This window comes from Bradyrhizobium sp. CCBAU 11430 (assembly GCF_028128855.1).
Classification (GTDB): Bacteria; Pseudomonadota; Alphaproteobacteria; order Rhizobiales; family Xanthobacteraceae; genus Bradyrhizobium; species Bradyrhizobium ottawaense.
The window spans coordinates 272,881-287,942 of the sequence record NZ_LBJV01000003.1; the positions used below are offsets into that span (position 1 = coordinate 272,881).

Annotated in this window: 12 protein-coding genes; 6 read left to right on the forward strand and 6 right to left on the reverse strand. The window is 64.1% G+C overall.

All coding sequences use genetic code 11. The features are described from left to right. Positions 1-26 precede the first annotated feature (26 nt). Positions 27-2,378 (forward strand): bifunctional salicylyl-CoA 5-hydroxylase/oxidoreductase, encoded by a 2,352-nt coding sequence (locus XI04_RS01350; RefSeq protein ID WP_271623361.1) that lies wholly within the window; start codon positions 27-29, stop codon positions 2,376-2,378. A 55-nt stretch (positions 2,379-2,433) separates the two neighbouring features. Further along, positions 2,434-3,684 carry a flavin-dependent oxidoreductase gene (locus tag XI04_RS01355; RefSeq protein WP_028142585.1) on the forward strand — a complete coding sequence of 417 codons (1,251 nt, stop codon included), beginning with the start codon at positions 2,434-2,436 and terminating at the stop codon, positions 3,682-3,684. 110 nt (positions 3,685-3,794) lie between these two features. Here XI04_RS01355 and XI04_RS01360 read toward each other — a convergent pair whose 3' ends face one another. After that, positions 3,795-4,250 carry a cupin domain-containing protein gene (locus XI04_RS01360; protein ID WP_028142584.1) on the reverse strand — a complete coding sequence of 152 codons (456 nt, stop codon included), beginning with the start codon at positions 4,248-4,250 and terminating at the stop codon, positions 3,795-3,797. Between the two features lie 28 nt (positions 4,251-4,278). Beyond that, positions 4,279-5,454, reverse strand: coding sequence for an ABC transporter substrate-binding protein (locus XI04_RS01365; RefSeq protein WP_028142583.1), 1,176 nt, complete (start codon positions 5,452-5,454; stop codon positions 4,279-4,281). A 251-nt stretch (positions 5,455-5,705) separates the two neighbouring features. Here XI04_RS01365 and XI04_RS01370 point away from each other — a divergent pair, with 251 nt between their 5' ends. The 3 genes from XI04_RS01370 to XI04_RS01380 all read left to right on the forward strand — a co-directional run bounded on the left by XI04_RS01370 (position 5,706) and on the right by XI04_RS01380 (position 8,533). Further along, complete coding sequence (locus XI04_RS01370; RefSeq protein ID WP_018319244.1) at positions 5,706-6,224, forward strand: MarR family winged helix-turn-helix transcriptional regulator; 519 nt, start codon at positions 5,706-5,708, stop codon at positions 6,222-6,224. A gap of 137 nt (positions 6,225-6,361) precedes the next feature. Beyond that, positions 6,362-8,053 carry a benzoate-CoA ligase family protein gene (locus XI04_RS01375; RefSeq protein ID WP_271608812.1) on the forward strand — a complete coding sequence of 564 codons (1,692 nt, stop codon included), beginning with the start codon at positions 6,362-6,364 and terminating at the stop codon, positions 8,051-8,053. A 21-nt stretch (positions 8,054-8,074) separates the two neighbouring features. Next, positions 8,075-8,533, forward strand: a complete 459-nt coding sequence (locus tag XI04_RS01380; protein ID WP_028142580.1) for a RidA family protein — start codon at positions 8,075-8,077, stop codon at positions 8,531-8,533. A 38-nt stretch (positions 8,534-8,571) separates the two neighbouring features. Here the strand turns inward: XI04_RS01380 and XI04_RS01385 are convergent, their stop codons facing one another. Beyond that, positions 8,572-9,300: a CBS domain-containing protein gene (locus XI04_RS01385; protein ID WP_038947176.1), complete on the reverse strand. Its 729-nt coding sequence runs from the start codon at positions 9,298-9,300 to the stop codon at positions 8,572-8,574. A gap of 207 nt (positions 9,301-9,507) precedes the next feature. On the opposite strand from XI04_RS01385, the gene XI04_RS01390 reads away from it, so the two are divergent. Further along, positions 9,508-11,361, forward strand: a complete 1,854-nt coding sequence (locus XI04_RS01390) for a PHA/PHB synthase family protein (protein WP_028142578.1) — start codon at positions 9,508-9,510, stop codon at positions 11,359-11,361. Here XI04_RS01390 and XI04_RS01395 read toward each other — a convergent pair. From XI04_RS01395 to XI04_RS01405, 3 genes are read right to left on the reverse strand one after another with little or no spacing between them, the layout of a single operon-like run. Beyond that, positions 11,358-12,329 (reverse strand): CHAD domain-containing protein, encoded by a 972-nt coding sequence (locus XI04_RS01395; RefSeq protein ID WP_271608811.1) that lies wholly within the window; start codon positions 12,327-12,329, stop codon positions 11,358-11,360. The two genes, XI04_RS01390 and XI04_RS01395, sit on opposite strands and share 4 nt — an antisense overlap. A 25-nt stretch (positions 12,330-12,354) precedes the next feature. After that, positions 12,355-13,878, reverse strand: coding sequence for a bifunctional aminoglycoside phosphotransferase/ATP-binding protein (locus XI04_RS01400; RefSeq protein WP_271608810.1), 1,524 nt, complete (start codon positions 13,876-13,878; stop codon positions 12,355-12,357). Positions 13,879-13,902: 24 nt separating this feature from the next. After that, complete coding sequence (locus XI04_RS01405; RefSeq protein ID WP_028142575.1) at positions 13,903-14,886, reverse strand: zinc-dependent alcohol dehydrogenase family protein; 984 nt, start codon at positions 14,884-14,886, stop codon at positions 13,903-13,905. Positions 14,887-15,062 lie beyond the last annotated feature (176 nt).

The following is a 15,062-nucleotide window of genomic DNA, read 5'->3' on the forward strand; positions in this document are numbered from 1 at the left end:
TGGCCGGGTGAATTGGCGAGGCTCCCATGAAAGTCGCGATCATCGGTGGCGGACCTGCGGGTCTCTACGCTGCGATCCTGCTCAAGAAGCAGCGCCCGGGCGCCGACATCACGGTGTATGAGCGCAATCGGGCCGACGACACCTTCGGCTTCGGCGTGGTCTTCTCCGATGCCACGCTGGACAATTTCGAAAAACACGATCTGCCGAGCTACCGCCGCATCACCCAGGAGTTCGCATACTGGGACGACATCGCCGTGCATTTCCGCGGCACGGTCCACCGGGTCGGCGGTAACGGCTTTTGCGGCTGCTCCCGAAGCAAGCTGCTCCTGATCCTTCAGGAACGGGCCCGCGAGCTTGGCGTCGTCCTGCACTTCGAGGTGGACATCGACGACGAAACCCGGTTCGCCGACGCCGATCTCGTCCTGATCGCCGACGGCATCAACAGCCGCTTCCGCGAGAAATACATCGATCATTTCCAGCCGGAGGTTGACCTCCGCTCCAACAAGTTCGCCTGGATGGGCTCGACCAAGCCGCTCGATGCCTTCACCTTCATCTTCCAGGAGACCGAGTGGGGGCCGTTCATCGCCCACGCCTATCAGTATGAGGCCGGACACTCGACCTGGATCTTCGAGACCGATCCCGAGACGTTCGAGCGGGCTGGCCTCACGGGGCTGGACGAGACGCAGTCCGCCGCGCGGATGGCCGAGATTTTTGGCTGGTTCCTCGATGGACACAAGCTGCTCATCAACCGTTCGATGTGGCGCAATTTCCCGATGATCCGCAGCAAGCGCTGGGTCAAGGACAACATGGTGCTGCTCGGCGATGCCAAGGCGAGCGCGCATTTTTCGATCGGCTCCGGCACCAAGCTCGCGATGGAAGACGCGATTGCGCTGGCCGAGGCGATGGAGAAAGCTCCCAGCATCAAGGCGGCGCTTGATGTCTACGAGCAGGGCCGCCGCGAGGAGGTCGAGAAGACGCAGCATGCCGCCGACGTCTCGCTGGTCTGGTTCGAGCATGTCGACCGCTTCTGGGATTTTGATCCCGTGCAGTTTGCCTTCGGCGTGATGACGCGCTCGAAGGCGATCACCTATGACAATCTCAAGCTCCGCGCGCCCGACTTCGTGGCCGAGGTCGAGAAGTCATTTGCCAAACAGGTTCGCGACAGCGGCTTTGACGTCGACACGAAAGAGCCGGCGGTGCCGTTGTTCCAGCCGTTCCGCCTGCGCGAGATGGAGATCGCCAATCGCGCGGTGATGTCGCCGATGTGCATGTACTCGGCCAAGGAGGGCGTGCCGACCGACTTCCACCTCGTGCACTACGGATCGCGTGCGATCGGTGGCGCCGGCCTGATCTTCACGGAGATGACCTGCGTCAGCCGCGACGCCCGGATCACGCCGGGCTGCACTGGCCTGTGGAACGACGAGCAGGAGGCGGCGTGGCGGCGCATCGTGGACTTCGTCCACGGCAATTCGGCCGCAAAGATCTGCCTCCAGTTGGGCCACGCCGGCCGCAAGGGCGCGACCAAGCTGATGTGGGACGGCATGGATCGCCCGCTGGACGAAGGCGGCTGGGACGTGTTCTCCGCATCGCCGCTCCCCTATTTTCCCGACAGTCAGGTGCCGCGCGAGCTCGATCGCGCCGGCATGAACGCGGTGAGGGACGCTTTCGTTGCGTCGGCTGAGCGCGGCGAGCGCTGCGGCTTCGACATGCTGGAGCTGCATTGTGCCCACGGCTATCTGCTCGCCAGCTTCATCTCGCCGCTGACGAACACCAGGACGGACGAATACGGCGGCTCGCTCGAGAACCGTCTGCGCTTCCCGCGCGAGATCTTCGAGGCGCTCCGCGCGGTCTGGCCGTCGCACAAGCCCATGTCGGTACGCATCTCCGCGACTGACTGGGCCGATGGAGGCATCACCGGCGACGACGCGGTGGCGGTTGCGCGCGTTTTCGCCGAAGCCGGCGTCGATCTGGTCGATGTCTCGACCGGGCAGACCGTCCGCGATGCGCAGCCGATCTACGGCCGCATGTTCCAGACGCCGTTCTCGGATCAGGTCCGCAACGAGGCGCGCGTCGCCACGATGTGCGTCGGCAACATCACGACGGCGGACCAGGCCAATACCATCCTGGCCGCCGGAAGGGCGGATCTCGTGGCGCTTGGCCGGCCGCATCTGGTCGATCCGTTCTTCACCATGAGGGCGGCGGCCTGGTACGGGGCAAAGGACGCGTTCTGCCCGCCGCAATATCTGCCCGGAATGGATCAGATTTTCCGCAACAGCGTCCGCGACCGGCAGGATCTGGAGGAGCTGCGCATTAAGGCTAAGCCCAAGACCCGGGCCGAGCTCAAGGCGGAGACGACAAAGCCGCTTGCGGCGGAGTAACCGCCCGTGCGACGTTAACCTCATTGCCTGGCATGTTTCGAGTGGAGTAAGGGCGATGAAGGCGATTATCGTCGGTGGCGGTATCGGTGGCCTCACCACGGCGCTGATGCTGCGTTCGCGTGGCATCGGATGCGAGATTTTCGAGCAAGCCGACACCATTCGTGAGCTCGGCGTCGGCATCAATACGCTGCCGCATGCCATGCGCGAGCTCGCCGGACTCGGCCTGCTTCAGAAACTCGACGATGTCGCTGTTCGCACCGACCAGCTCTATTATCTCAACCGCCATGGCCAGGAGGTCTGGCGCGAAGCCCGCGGCATCGACGCCGGTCACGACGTGCCGCAATTCTCGATCCATCGCGGCCGCCTTCAAGGCGTCATCCATCGCGCCGTCGAGGAGCGGCTCGGGCACGAGGCGATCCACACCGGCTGCAGGCTCGGCGCTTTCACGCAGGACGAGGGCGGCGTCACCGCTTACTTTTTCGATCGTGCCGGCGCGCATGTCCACACGGCGCGCGGCGATATCCTGATCGGCGCCGACGGCATTCATTCCCGCGTCCGAGAGACGTTGTTCCCGAACGAGGGACCGCCGTGCTGGAACGGCCTGATGCTGTGGCGCGGTGCGCGCGACTGGCCGCTGTTCCTCACCGGCAAATCGATGATCGTGGCCGGCGGCCTCAATGCCAAGGTGGTGATCTATCCGATCGCGGAGGGATCGAGCCCGGCGAGCCGCCTGACCAACTGGGCCGTGCTGGTGAAGGTGGGCGAGGGCAATGCGCCACCGCCGCGGAAGGAAGACTGGTCGCGGCCGGGCCGCCGCGAGGAGCTGATGCCGCACGTCGCCCGCTTCTCGGTGCCCTATGTCGACGTGAAGAGCCTGATCTCGGCGACGCCCGAATTCTACGAATATCCGACCTGCGACCGCGATCCCTTGCCCTATTGGTCGTCGGGACGCGTCACGCTACTCGGCGACGCCGCGCACCCCATGTATCCGGTCGGCTCGAATGGCGCCTCGCAGGCGATCCTCGATGCGCGTTGCCTTGCCGACGCGCTGGTGCGCGCCGAGCATCCGCGCCAGGCGCTGCTCGAATACGAGAAGAAGCGCCTGCCGATGACGGCGGATATCGTGCGCTCCAATCGCCGGGGCGGCCCCGAGGGCGTCATCGACGCCGTCGAGCAGCTCGCGCCCGACGGCTTCGACAATGTCGACAACGTCCTGAGCTATTCCCAGCGCGAGGCCATCGTGCGCGGCTACGCCACCAAGGCGGGCTTCGCCGCAGTGCCGGGGCTCGCGGCGGTGCGCGCCTAAGACTCGCGGCTAGAGCATGATCCGGAAAAGTGCGAAGCGGTTTTCCGAAAGGAGCATGCTCAAACAATAATCTAAAGCGCGATGACGGTTCATCCTGATCTCATCGCGCCTTAGCCGCCGGGAGGCGGCGGCAGGAAGTGGATGTTGAACTCGGCCGCCATCGCCACCACGTCTTCCGGCTTCTGTTCCTTCATGTTGTGGAGGCCCCAGAACAGGTCGAACAGCCTTTTGGTCGGCGACACCCAGAACAGCACTTTTGCGGTCTGCTCCGACTTGTTGAAGATGCCGTGCGGCACGCCCATGCCGAGGCGGATCAGGTCGCCGGCGGTGGCCTGCGACTCCGAATTGCCGAGCATGAAATCGAGCTTGCCCTCCAGCATGTAGAGATATTCATCCTGGTCGGGGTGAATGTGCGGCGGCACGAACGTGCCCGGCGGCAAGGTCGCATGCCAGGAGAAGCTGTGCTCGGTCTTGCTCTTCGGCACGTAGGTTTGACCGAGGATGTTCCAGGAAATACCCTGGATCCCCTCATTGGCGCGCGTGATGCCGGTGATTTCGCTGCTCATTGAAGTCCTCCCGTAACCCGTCGCGGCTTCAGTTCGCCGCCTTACAGTCCTTGGCGTAGCGGTCGCCGTAATTCTCGAAGACCTTCTGCACGATCTCCGTCTGGAACTTGCCGTCCGGACGCTTGGCAACCTTGGTCAGATAGAAATCCTGGATCGGATAGCCGTTGGTGTTGAACTTGAAGGTGCCGCGCAGCGAGGTGAAGTCGGCTTTCTTCAGCGCGGCCTGGACCGCGTCCTTGTTCGACAGATCGCCCTTCACGGCCTTGACCGCGCTGTCGATCAGCATCGCGGCGTCATACGCCTGGAAGGCGTAGGTGCCAGGCACGACGTTATAGGCGGCCTCGTAGGACGCGACGAACTTCTTGTTCGGGGGATTGTCCAGATTGGGCGCCCAGTTGGCGCCGCCAAACATGCCGACAGCGGCGTCCTGCTGTGCCGGCAAGGTCGATTCATCCACCGTGAACGCCGAGAGCACCGGAATGCTGTCAGCAAGGCCCGCCTGCCGGTATTGCTTGACGAGATTGACGCCGAGGCCGCCCGGCATGAACGTGAACAGGGCATCGGGCTTCTGCGAGGAGATCTTGGAAAGCTCCGGCTGGAAGTCCAGCGTGTTCAGCGGCATGTAGGATTCCTCGACGATCTCGCCCTTGTAGTCGAGCTTGAACCCCGCCACCGAATCCTTGCCGGCCTGATAGTTCGGGACCATCAGGTACATGCGCTTGTAGCCGCGATCCTGCGCGACCTTGCCGAGGATCTCGTGCACCTGATCGTTCTGGTACGAGGTCACATAGAAGAACGGGTTGCAGTCCTTGCCGGCAAAGGTCGACGGGCCCGCGTTGGGGCTGATCAGGAAGGTCTTCGACTCCGTCACGGGCCGGTGGATCGCCTGCAGGATGTTGGAGAAGATCGGGCCGATCACGAAGTCGACCTTGTCGCGTTCGAGCAGACCCTTGACCTTGGTCACCGCCGCGTCCGGCTTCAGTTCGTCATCGACCACCACGACCTCGACGTCACGGCCGCCCATCTTGCTGCCGAGGTCCTTTACGGCGAGCGCAAAGCCGTCGCGAACTTGCTGGCCAAGCGCTGCGGCTGGTCCCGACAGAGTCACGATCACCCCGAGCTTGATCTTCTCCTGGGCGAGGGCAGGGGTCATTGCGGTGCCGACCAGCAGGGCAGTTGCGGCCAAGGTCAATTGCGTCTTCATGATCTGTCCCCCGTGACATCAGGGCTTGCGCTGCAAGCCACGTACTTTAATCCAAGCTTATGCCGATGATGGTGGCCGCGGCAAGGAGCGCTCAAAGTGTCGCCATCCCGCGGCAGCGGCGCATGCAAGCGGCGCGCCAATTATTTGAAGCCTAAAGAAAGTCGCGTGCGGTCGATTGTTGCAGCTTTGGACTTGCGGCCGGCGTCGATTTATTTGAAGCTCAAAATGTTGGGGAATCCGTGCCGGCGCCAATGCCCGCCGAGAGTGAACGCACCGAGATGCTCGATTCCGAGACCAAGGCCGTCGAAACGCCGGAGGACCATGCCGACGAGCTTCGGCTGTGGCTGCGCCTTCTGACCTGCACCACCCTGATCGAGGGCGAGGTTCGCGGCCGGCTGCGGCAGCGGTTCGACGTCACGCTGCCCCGCTTCGATCTGATGGCTCAGCTCGACAAGGCGCCTGACGGCATGACGCTATCCGATGTCTCCAAGCGGATGATGGTATCCAACGGCAATGTCACCGGCCTCGTCGAGCGCCTCGTGGAATCCGGCCATCTCGATCGTCGGACCTCGGAGACGGACCGCCGTGTCCAGGTGATCCGCCTCACGAAACTCGGTCGCGCCGAGTTCCGCAAGATGGCTGCGGAGCACGAGACCTGGATCGCCGATCTCTTCGCCGACCTCTCGCCGAAGGATGTGCGCGAATTAATGCGGCTGCTTGCCAAGACCAAGGCGTCGGCGCAGAAATCGGCCGCGCGCCGCCGGCCGTAAGAACCGCCGCCCAACCCCTTTTGCCGCAGGAAAAAGCACGGGTCGCCCAAAATCCGCTATTGCGCCGAATTGTTTTAAGCATAAAATGTTTCCCAGATCGTGCTGCCGGGTGCAATCCATGCTGAAAGGAGCGTGCGATGGCCAACGCCGCCAAGATTCAAGTGTCGGGCTCGCATGACGGCAACGCTGCGACGGCCCATGTCGATACGTTTGCGCGGCAGCATCTGCCGCCACGCGAGCTCTGGCCCGAGTTCATCTTCACACGGCCGGAGCTGCGCTATCCGCCGCGATTGAACTGCGTCAGTTATTTCCTCGATCGCTGGGTCGAGCAGGGACATGGCGAGGCGCCCTGCGTCATCAGTCCCGCCGTCAGTTACACCTATCGCGAGCTGCAAGCGCTGGTGAACCGCATCGCCAACGTGCTCGTCGGCAAGCTTGGTCTCGTCCCCGGCGGACGCGTGCTGCTACGCTCCGCCAACAATCCCATGATGGTCGCGGCCTATCTCGCGGTCATCAAGGCCGGCGGCATTGTCGTGGCCACGATGCCGCTCTTGCGCGCCAAGGAGCTGTCATATCCGATCCAGAAGGCGGAGATCACGCTGGCGCTGTGCGACGGAAAGCTCGCCGAGGAAATGGAGAAGGCGAAAGCTGCGGCGCCGAATCTCAAGCGAGTCGTTTATTGGGGCAATGGCGCGACGGACTCGCTCGAAGCGCTCAGCGCGGACGCGAGTCCGGAGTTCAAGGCCATCGATACCGACTCCGACGACGTCTGTCTGATCGCCTTTACGTCCGGCACGACAGGCGATCCCAAGGGCACCATGCATTTCCACCGCGACATGCTCGCGGTCTGCGACGGCTATGCGCGCAACATCCTGCGAGCCGAACAGAAGGATCGCTTCGTCGGCTCGGCGCCGCTCGCGTTCACCTTCGGCTTCGGCGGTGTGCTGTTTCCGATGCATATCGGCGCCTCTTTCGTGGTGCTGGAGAAGACGACGCCGGACGATATCCTGACGGCGATCGAGCAATACAAGACCACGGTCTGCTTCACGGCGCCGACCGCTTACCGGGCGATGATCGGCAAGCTGGCTGGCCGCGACATCTCCTCGCTTCGCAAATGTGTTTCCGCAGGCGAGACGCTGCCCAAGCCGACCTTCGACGCCTGGCTCAAGGCGACGGGGATCAAGCTGATGGACGGCATCGGCTCGACTGAATTGCTGCACATCTTCATCAGCGCGACCGAGGACGAAATCCGTCCCGGCGCAACGGGCAAGCCCGTGCCGGGCTATGAGGCCAAGATCGTCGACGATGACGGCCATGATTTGCCGCCGGGCACGATGGGGAACCTCGCGGTGCGCGGGCCGACCGGATGCCGCTATCTCGCCGACGAGCGGCAGCGCAAATACGTCAGGAACGGCTGGAACATCACCGGCGACACCTACCTGATGGATAATGACGGCTATTTCTGGTACCAGTCGCGCTCCGACGACATGATCGTGTCGGCCGGCTACAATATCGCGGGCACGGATGTCGAGGCGGCGCTGCTCACGCATCCGGCGGTCGCCGAGTGCGGCGTGGTCGGCGCCCCCGACGAGGCGCGCGGCATGATTGTGAAGGCCTATGTCGTCGCGACGCCCGGCGTGACGCCGAACGCTCAGCTCGTGACCGAGTTGCAGGAACATGTCAAACGCGAGATCGCGCCGTACAAATATCCGCGTGCCATCGAATTCGTGACGCAACTACCCAAGACCGAGACCGGAAAATTGAAGCGCTTTGCCTTGCGGCAACTGGCGCAGGCCGCGGCAACGTCCTCAGGCGTCGCGGCGGAATGAGAGAGGGATGAAGAATTGTCTGTGACGACGCCGAAAGGCCCGCAACTCGCGGTGCTGCCGACAGCAGCCGAGGATGACGCCCGTTCGCGGGTGCAGGTGCTCCAGCCGTCGGGGTGGCCGATGCCGAAGGGCTATGCCAATGGCATGGCCGCTGAGGGCCTCATCGTCGTCACCGGCGGGGTGATCGGCTGGGATGCCGAAGAGCGTCTTGCCGACGGCTTTGTCGCGCAGGTGGGTCAGACCTTGAGCAACATCGCCGCGATCCTGGCTGAGGCAGGCGCGAGGCCCGAGCACCTCGTGCGGCTGACTTGGTACGTCGTCGACATGGACGAGTACCTGTCCAACCTGAAGGAGCTCGGTAAGATCTACCGTGCCATCTTCGGCGCAAATTACCCGGCGATGGCGCTGGTGCAGGTGGTGCGCCTCGTGGAGAAGGCGGCGCGCGTCGAGATCGAGGCCACCGCCGTCATTCCGCGCTGAATCGCGTCTGGTTCAGCTTGCCTTGTCAGCTTGCCTTGTCAGCTTGCCTTGGCGAGCTCGTCGTCCTCGGGCGAGTTCAGATAGACGCCCGACATGGTGTCGACCCAACACAGATGGTCGTGCACCTTCTTTACGCCGTCGACGTTCTCCGCTGCGACGATCGCGGCCTGCCGCGTGCGCTCTTCGGTGATGACGCCGCTGAGGTGGACGATGCCGTCGCGGACGATGACGTTCAGCCCGAACGGGCACCAGTCGTTCTTCTCCATGATGTCGATGATGCGGTTGCGAATGTGGTCGTCATCCGCCGTCGGATCACGCACTTCACGAGCGAGCCCCGCCACCGCCTGCAGCAGATTGGCGCGGGATACGATCCCGACGACCTTGTCGCCGCGCACCACCGGAAGCCGCTTCACGTTGTTCCGCTCCATCAGGTCGACGATCTCTGCGAGCGCCGTGTCCTCCGTGATGGTTACGGGCGAGTCGGTCATCACCTCCGCAACCTTGCGGCCGTGCTCGTGGACGAAGTCGCTGGCAGACTTGCCCGGCCCCAGGATGAACCGCAGCCAGCGTCCGCGCTTGCGCCCGGTGCCGATTTCGCTGCGGCGGATGAAATCCCCTTCCGAGACGACGCCGACCAGCTTGCCGGTATCGTCGACCACGGTGAGACCGCTGACGTGCCGCTTCAGCATGATATTTGCCGCCTCGACGATGCTTGTGTCGGGGGTAACCGAGATGACCGACCGGGTCATGATCTGGTGGGCGCGCATGGACAACTCCGCTTGTCGAATTTCGATGCGCGAAAACTAGCTCGGGTGTCAGGGTGCGGTTTGACTCAGGTCAATCGGACGAAGCCCGTCCGTCCTGATTAAGCAATCGTGATCCGCGCCCCGGATTTGATACAGCTCAACGCCTCTGCGAAGCCTCGCCATATCCTGCCGCCGACGTCAAACAGCAGCCCTCGGGAACATTGAGCCATGAGCGTCGTGCAGATCTTTCCACGGGCCGAAGAGCCGGCGGTCCAGGCTCTCCCCATCAGTCCAGCCGCTGGTCCCGAAGCCGCGACGGTGAGCCCCCAGATGGGTGCCGGGATGCCGGCTGCCGCCGAGCCTCCGCCTGTATCGGAGCCATATCCTCTCGATCGCGCGTTTCACGCGATGCTTGCGCGGTTTACGGGCGGGATTTCGCCACTGGCCTTGTCGCTGGCGTGGCTCGACTGGAGTTCGCATCTCGCTGCGGCGCCGCAGCGCCAGATGGAGATTTCCCGCAACGTCCTGCGTGACGCCGGCCGGTTGGCGGAAGCCGCCGCGCACGCGGCGTCACCGGGCCAAAAGCCGTGGTCCGTGATCCAACCGCAGGGGCGGGATCGCCGCTTTAGTGGACCGCAATGGGAGACCGCGCCGTTCAATCTGCTGGCGCAGGCATTCCTGCTCGGAGAGCGCTGGTGGCACGATGCCACGACCGGCGTGCGCGGCGTGTCGCACCCAAATGAAGCCATCGTCGAATTCTCGATGCGCCAGATGCTCGACATGCTGGCGCCGTCGAATTTCGCGGCGACCAATCCGAAGGTGCTGGAAAAGGCGTTCCAGAGTGGCGGGGAAAACTTCGTCTTCGGCTGGCAAAACTGGTGCAGCGACCTGATGCGCCTGCTCTCCGCCTCAAAATTGGCGGGCAGTGAGCAGTTTGTGGTCGGCAAATCGGTGGCGGCTTCGCCCGGCAAGGTCGTCTACCGTAACGAGCTGATCGAGCTGATCCAGTACCAACCGACCACGGCGCAGGTGCGACCAGAGCCGATCCTGATCGTGCCGGCCTGGATCATGAAGTACTACATCCTCGATCTCTCGCCGCAGAACTCGCTGGTCAAATATCTGACCGGTCAGGGTTTCACGGTGTTCGCGATCTCCTGGCGCAACCCGGATGCGACAGATCGGGATCTCGCCTTCGACGACTATCGCAAGCTGGGGGTCATGGCGGCGCTGGACATGATCGGCCGGATCATGCCGGGTCGGAAGACCCATGCGCTCGGCTATTGTCTGGGAGGGACATTGCTGTCGATCGCTGCCGCTGCGATGGAGCGCGACGGTGATAACCGCTTTGGCACCGTTACTCTCCTTGCGGCCCAGACCGACTTCACCGAGGCCGGGGAGCTGACGCTCTTCATCAACGAGAGCCAGGTCGCCTTTCTCGAAGACATGATGTGGCAGCGCGGCTATCTCGATACGACCCAGATGGCCGGCGCCTTCCAGCTGCTGCGCTCCAACGAACTGATCTGGTCGCGTCTGTCACACGACTATCTGATGGGCGAGGGCGCGCCGCTGAACGACCTGATGGCGTGGAACGCGGACGCAACGCGGCTGCCCTATCGCATGCATTCGGAATATCTGCGAAAGCTGTTCCTCGACAACGATCTGGCCGGGGGGCGCTATCGCGTCGGCGGCAGGAACGTTTCGCTGTCCGATATTCACGCCCCGATGTTCGTGGTCGGCACGCTGGCCGATCACGTCGCGCCGTGGCGATCCGTCTACAAGATCCACTATCAGGTCGATGCCGACGTGACGTTCCTGTTGACCAGTGGTGGCCACAATGCCGGCGTCGTCGCGCCTCCCGACGAGCCCGGCCACAGCTATCAAGTGCTGAGCAAGGCCGAGGACGCGCCCTATGTCGGTGCGGACGAGTGGCTGAAGCTGGCTCCGCGCATTGAAGGGTCGTGGTGGCCGGAATGGACCAAATGGCTGGCGGCGCGCTCCGGCGCGCCCTGCGATCCGCCGCCGATCGGGCTTGGAGACGCTCCCGGCCTGCCCGATGCGCCGGGGGACTACGTCCACACTTAAACCTCCGGCTCGGAACTCGGTGCGAGATCCGAGGAGCGGAAGGGCTTCGTCTTGTCCAGTTTGCGGTAAGCCGTTGACGCCGTCCGCAACAGCTTCTTTTCACGCTTGCGGTTGCGGAATCGATTGCTGGCTTCGAGGCCGGCGCCGTTCAACGACGCCGCCAGCGCATGTCCCCGCGCATCATCGTTCAATCGTCCGAGCGACCGTTGCGCCTTGCGCAATTTCTTGAGGATCGATTTCTGTTTGGTCAGCGATTCCTCGGCGAACAGGTCCTGGAGCGACTCGATCGAATAGGTCAGCCGCTTGTTGAGAATCCGCAGCTTGTGTCGTTTCTCGACGTCGAGCTTGCGGAGTTTTCGCGCCTTCTTGAGCAGCGTCGTCTCCCACTCGGCCAGCCGCTCCGTTGCGTGTTCGGCGAGCGTGCAGCGGCGCAATCGCATGGCTTCCTTGCTGCGCCGGGTTGACCAGGGGCCGCTCTCGATCCAGATCGAGGTCTGCTCGACAAGGCGGCGATACCGCGCGGATTGCAGCGCGCGAGCCAGCAGGCGGTGGCTCTCGGTGCGCTTTTCGTCCCAATGCTGAAGCTCGGCGACCACCGCAAGCTCTTTGCCACTCTCCGCGACGATCCGCTCGATCGCCACGTCGAGATCCCGCACCATGCCGAGCTGGCCGTTCAGCCATTTCAGTTCGGCCCAGACGTTCGGGCGCAGGGCGTCGTCGACCATCGGCGAGAAGAAGCGGATGGCAGTTCGCAGATGGGTCAACGCGATCCGGATCTGGTGTAGCGCGTCGGGATCGCCGCGGCAGGTGCCGTCATGCTGGGCGAGCACGGCATCGAGATGACGGCGCGCGATGATGCGGAACGCCGTATCGCAGGCCATGCCGGGGCTGAGGCGGCCGGGCAGGGCATTGCGCCGCGCCGCCGGCGTGGCGCGAACGGCCGTCGAGGTCGTGGTGGGTCGCGCCATCTTTGCCCGCGCCAATCAGATTGCCCTATTTGCCTTCAGCGATCGCGTCCCGACAGTTCTGGAGCGTCTGCTCTTGTGTCCCGGATGCATCGATGGTCGCCCAGCCGACGTGACCGATATTATAGTGCTCTTGCTGCGCAGCAACCTCCTGCGTGGCGTCGGATGCGTCTCCCCGGCGGCTTCCGATCCGCATCTGCCGGGTCGCGAGGTCCGCAACCAGGAACAGGCCGTTCAGCGGCACATTGCGCTCTCGCGCGAATGCGGCGATCGCGTCCCGTTCGTCCTCGCGGGCGAATACGCCGTCGATGATCGCCGAATGGCCCTGCGCCAACACCCGCCGGGCGTGCTGAGCCAGCGTGCCGTAGACGCGGGCCGCGTGCTCTGGCGTGTAGGCGGACGGCGGCAGGCGGTGCGTGTCCTCGACCCCGAACATCTGCTTGCGAACGAGGTCGCTGCGCAGCACGACGGCTCCCGGGGGCGGCGCGACGACGGGCGCGAGCGCATTCGCCAGGACGGTCTTGCCGGTGCCTGACAGGCCGCCGACCGCAACCAGGCGCGGAGCAGGGGGATGGATCAGCGTCCTGGCGAGGTCAAAATAATGCTGTGCCTGGTCAAGGATGCTGGGGTCATCGGAATGCGGCGGCTTCAGCCGTGCCAGGGCCACCTGGGCGCGGATCGCCGCCCGGATGGACATCAACAGCGGCAGGGCCGAGAGCGCGTCGAGATTGTCGGCCGGCGTTGCGGCGAGATAGCGGTTCAGGACGATGTTGGCGGCGCGGGGCTGATCGTGGTGCAACAGGTCCATCATCGTGAATGCGAGATCGTAGAGCACGTCGACGGTTGCCATCTGCGCATCGAACTCGATGGCATCGAACAGCACGGGCCGGTCGTCGAGCAGGACGATGTTTGCGAGATGCAGATCGCCATGGCAGCGGCGTACGAAGCCCATCCGGCCGCGCTCCGCGAGCAGCGGACGAACACGCAGGAATGCCTCGTGGGAGGCTTTGCCGAGCTTTTCGATGTCTTCCGCGATGAAATGGCCGCCGGCCCGCAGACCGTGACTGTTGCCGTCGATCAGGGCGGGGATGGAGGCGACCCATGCTTCGCCGTCCGCGCGTGTCGCCGCGCCGTGGGAAGCCACGATCGCGTCGGCGGCAGCCGCGGCAAGGGTCGCATCCAGCGGGCCGGCCTTTGCCAGATGATCGAGCGTCCGGTTTTCGTCGAAGCGCGCCATCTCCACCGCATACTCGATCGGCCGGCCGGGACCGTCGACCTGCACCGATCCATCCAGCTCTTCCGTGATCGCCGCGACGCGATGATAGATCTGCGGCGCCAGCGGCCGGTTGATCCTGATTTCCTCCTCGCACGCCGCCTTGCGCTTCTCCAGCGTCGAATAATCGAGAAAGGGAAACCGCACGGCACGCTTGATCTTCAACGCGCGCGCCCCGTCGAGGAACACCGAGGCGCCATGCGTGTCGATCCGCGTCACGCCGGGATGGCGGGCCAGCGTCCGGAAGATCCGCTCCTGGGCCGCCATTTCATCTTTCATGACAACGGGCATCCGAAAGCACCATCAGGGCGTCAGCACGGCCGCGCCGAGAATCCGGCCATCCCGCAGCATGTTCAGAACCTCGTTGGCCTGATGAAGCGGGAATGCCGTCGTTTCGGTGCGCACGCCAGCTTGCGGGGCGATCTTGAGAAAATCGAGGCCGTCCTGCCGGGTCAGATTGGCGACCGACAGCAGTTGCCGTTCTTGCCAGAGCAGATCGTACGGAAAGCTTGGAATGTCGGTCATATGGATGCCGGCGCATACGACGCGGCCGCCTTTGCGGACGGCGCGTAGCGCGTTCGGGACAAGCTCGCCGGCTGGCGCGTAGATGATGGCCGCGTCGAGCGGTTCGTCGGGCACCTCGTCTGAGGCCCCCGTCCAGACCGCGCCGAGGCGGCGTGCAAGGTCTTGTGCAGCAACATCGCCGCGTCGCGTGAATGCGTAGACGGACCGTCCCTGCCAAACCGCAACTTGCGCAATGATGTGGCCGGCCGCGCCAAAACCATAGAGGCCGAGCCGGTCGGCGGGGCCGGCCAGCACCAGCGAGCGCCAGCCGATCAATCCTGCGCACAGCAGAGGAGCAATCTCCACGTCGTCGCCCACCTCACCGAGGGGAAAGGCGTAGCGTGCGTCGGCGATGGTGTGCGTCGCGTAGCCGCCGTCGCGCGTGTAGCCGGTGAACAGCGGGGCGTCACACAGGTTTTCCATGCCCTCACGGCAGAATCGGCATTTTCCGCAGGTGAAACCGAGCCAGGGAATGCCGACGCGATCACCGGGCGCATGCATGGTGACATTCGCGCCGACGAGATCGACCCGCCCGACGATCTCGTGGCCGGGCACGATCGGATAGCGAATATCGGGCAGCTCGGCATCGACGAGATGAAGATCGGTCCGGCATACCCCGCAGGCGCTGATCTTCACCCGGAGTTGACCCTCGCCGGGTGTCGGGTCAGGCCGCTCCTCCATCTGGAGCCGCGTTCGCGGGGCCGGCAACACCATCGCACGCATCAGTCTCTCCGGGGCGAACCGCTCCGACTGAATTATCCATAGAATAGCTGGACGACCAGTCCTTGACGTCGGTCAACGCCTGCTTCCAGCCCGAACGGACCGAGTTCCCTTGGCTTGACTTGGCTTGACGAGGATCAAGCGTCTCGACCAAAGCCGGCCTATTCTGACGACCAAGG

What these genes read in the sequence shown, in the direction of transcription:
- XI04_RS01350 (WP_271623361.1), top strand. Translation starts at nt 27, where the DNA reads ATGAAAGTCGCGATCATCGGTGGCGGACCTGCGGGTCTCTACGCTGCG.
- XI04_RS01355 (WP_028142585.1), top strand. Translation starts at nt 2,434, where the DNA reads ATGAAGGCGATTATCGTCGGTGGCGGTATCGGTGGCCTCACCACGGCG.
- XI04_RS01360 (WP_028142584.1), bottom strand. Translation starts at nt 4,250, where the DNA reads ATGAGCAGCGAAATCACCGGCATCACGCGCGCCAATGAGGGGATCCAG.
- XI04_RS01365 (WP_028142583.1), bottom strand. Translation starts at nt 5,454, where the DNA reads ATGAAGACGCAATTGACCTTGGCCGCAACTGCCCTGCTGGTCGGCACC.
- XI04_RS01370 (WP_018319244.1), top strand. Translation starts at nt 5,706, where the DNA reads ATGCCCGCCGAGAGTGAACGCACCGAGATGCTCGATTCCGAGACCAAG.
- XI04_RS01375 (WP_271608812.1), top strand. Translation starts at nt 6,362, where the DNA reads ATGGCCAACGCCGCCAAGATTCAAGTGTCGGGCTCGCATGACGGCAAC.
- XI04_RS01385 (WP_038947176.1), bottom strand. Translation starts at nt 9,300, where the DNA reads ATGCGCGCCCACCAGATCATGACCCGGTCGGTCATCTCGGTTACCCCC.
- XI04_RS01390 (WP_028142578.1), top strand. Translation starts at nt 9,508, where the DNA reads ATGAGCGTCGTGCAGATCTTTCCACGGGCCGAAGAGCCGGCGGTCCAG.
- XI04_RS01395 (WP_271608811.1), bottom strand. Translation starts at nt 12,329, where the DNA reads ATGGCGCGACCCACCACGACCTCGACGGCCGTTCGCGCCACGCCGGCG.
- XI04_RS01400 (WP_271608810.1), bottom strand. Translation starts at nt 13,878, where the DNA reads ATGAAAGATGAAATGGCGGCCCAGGAGCGGATCTTCCGGACGCTGGCC.
- XI04_RS01405 (WP_028142575.1), bottom strand. Translation starts at nt 14,886, where the DNA reads ATGCGTGCGATGGTGTTGCCGGCCCCGCGAACGCGGCTCCAGATGGAG.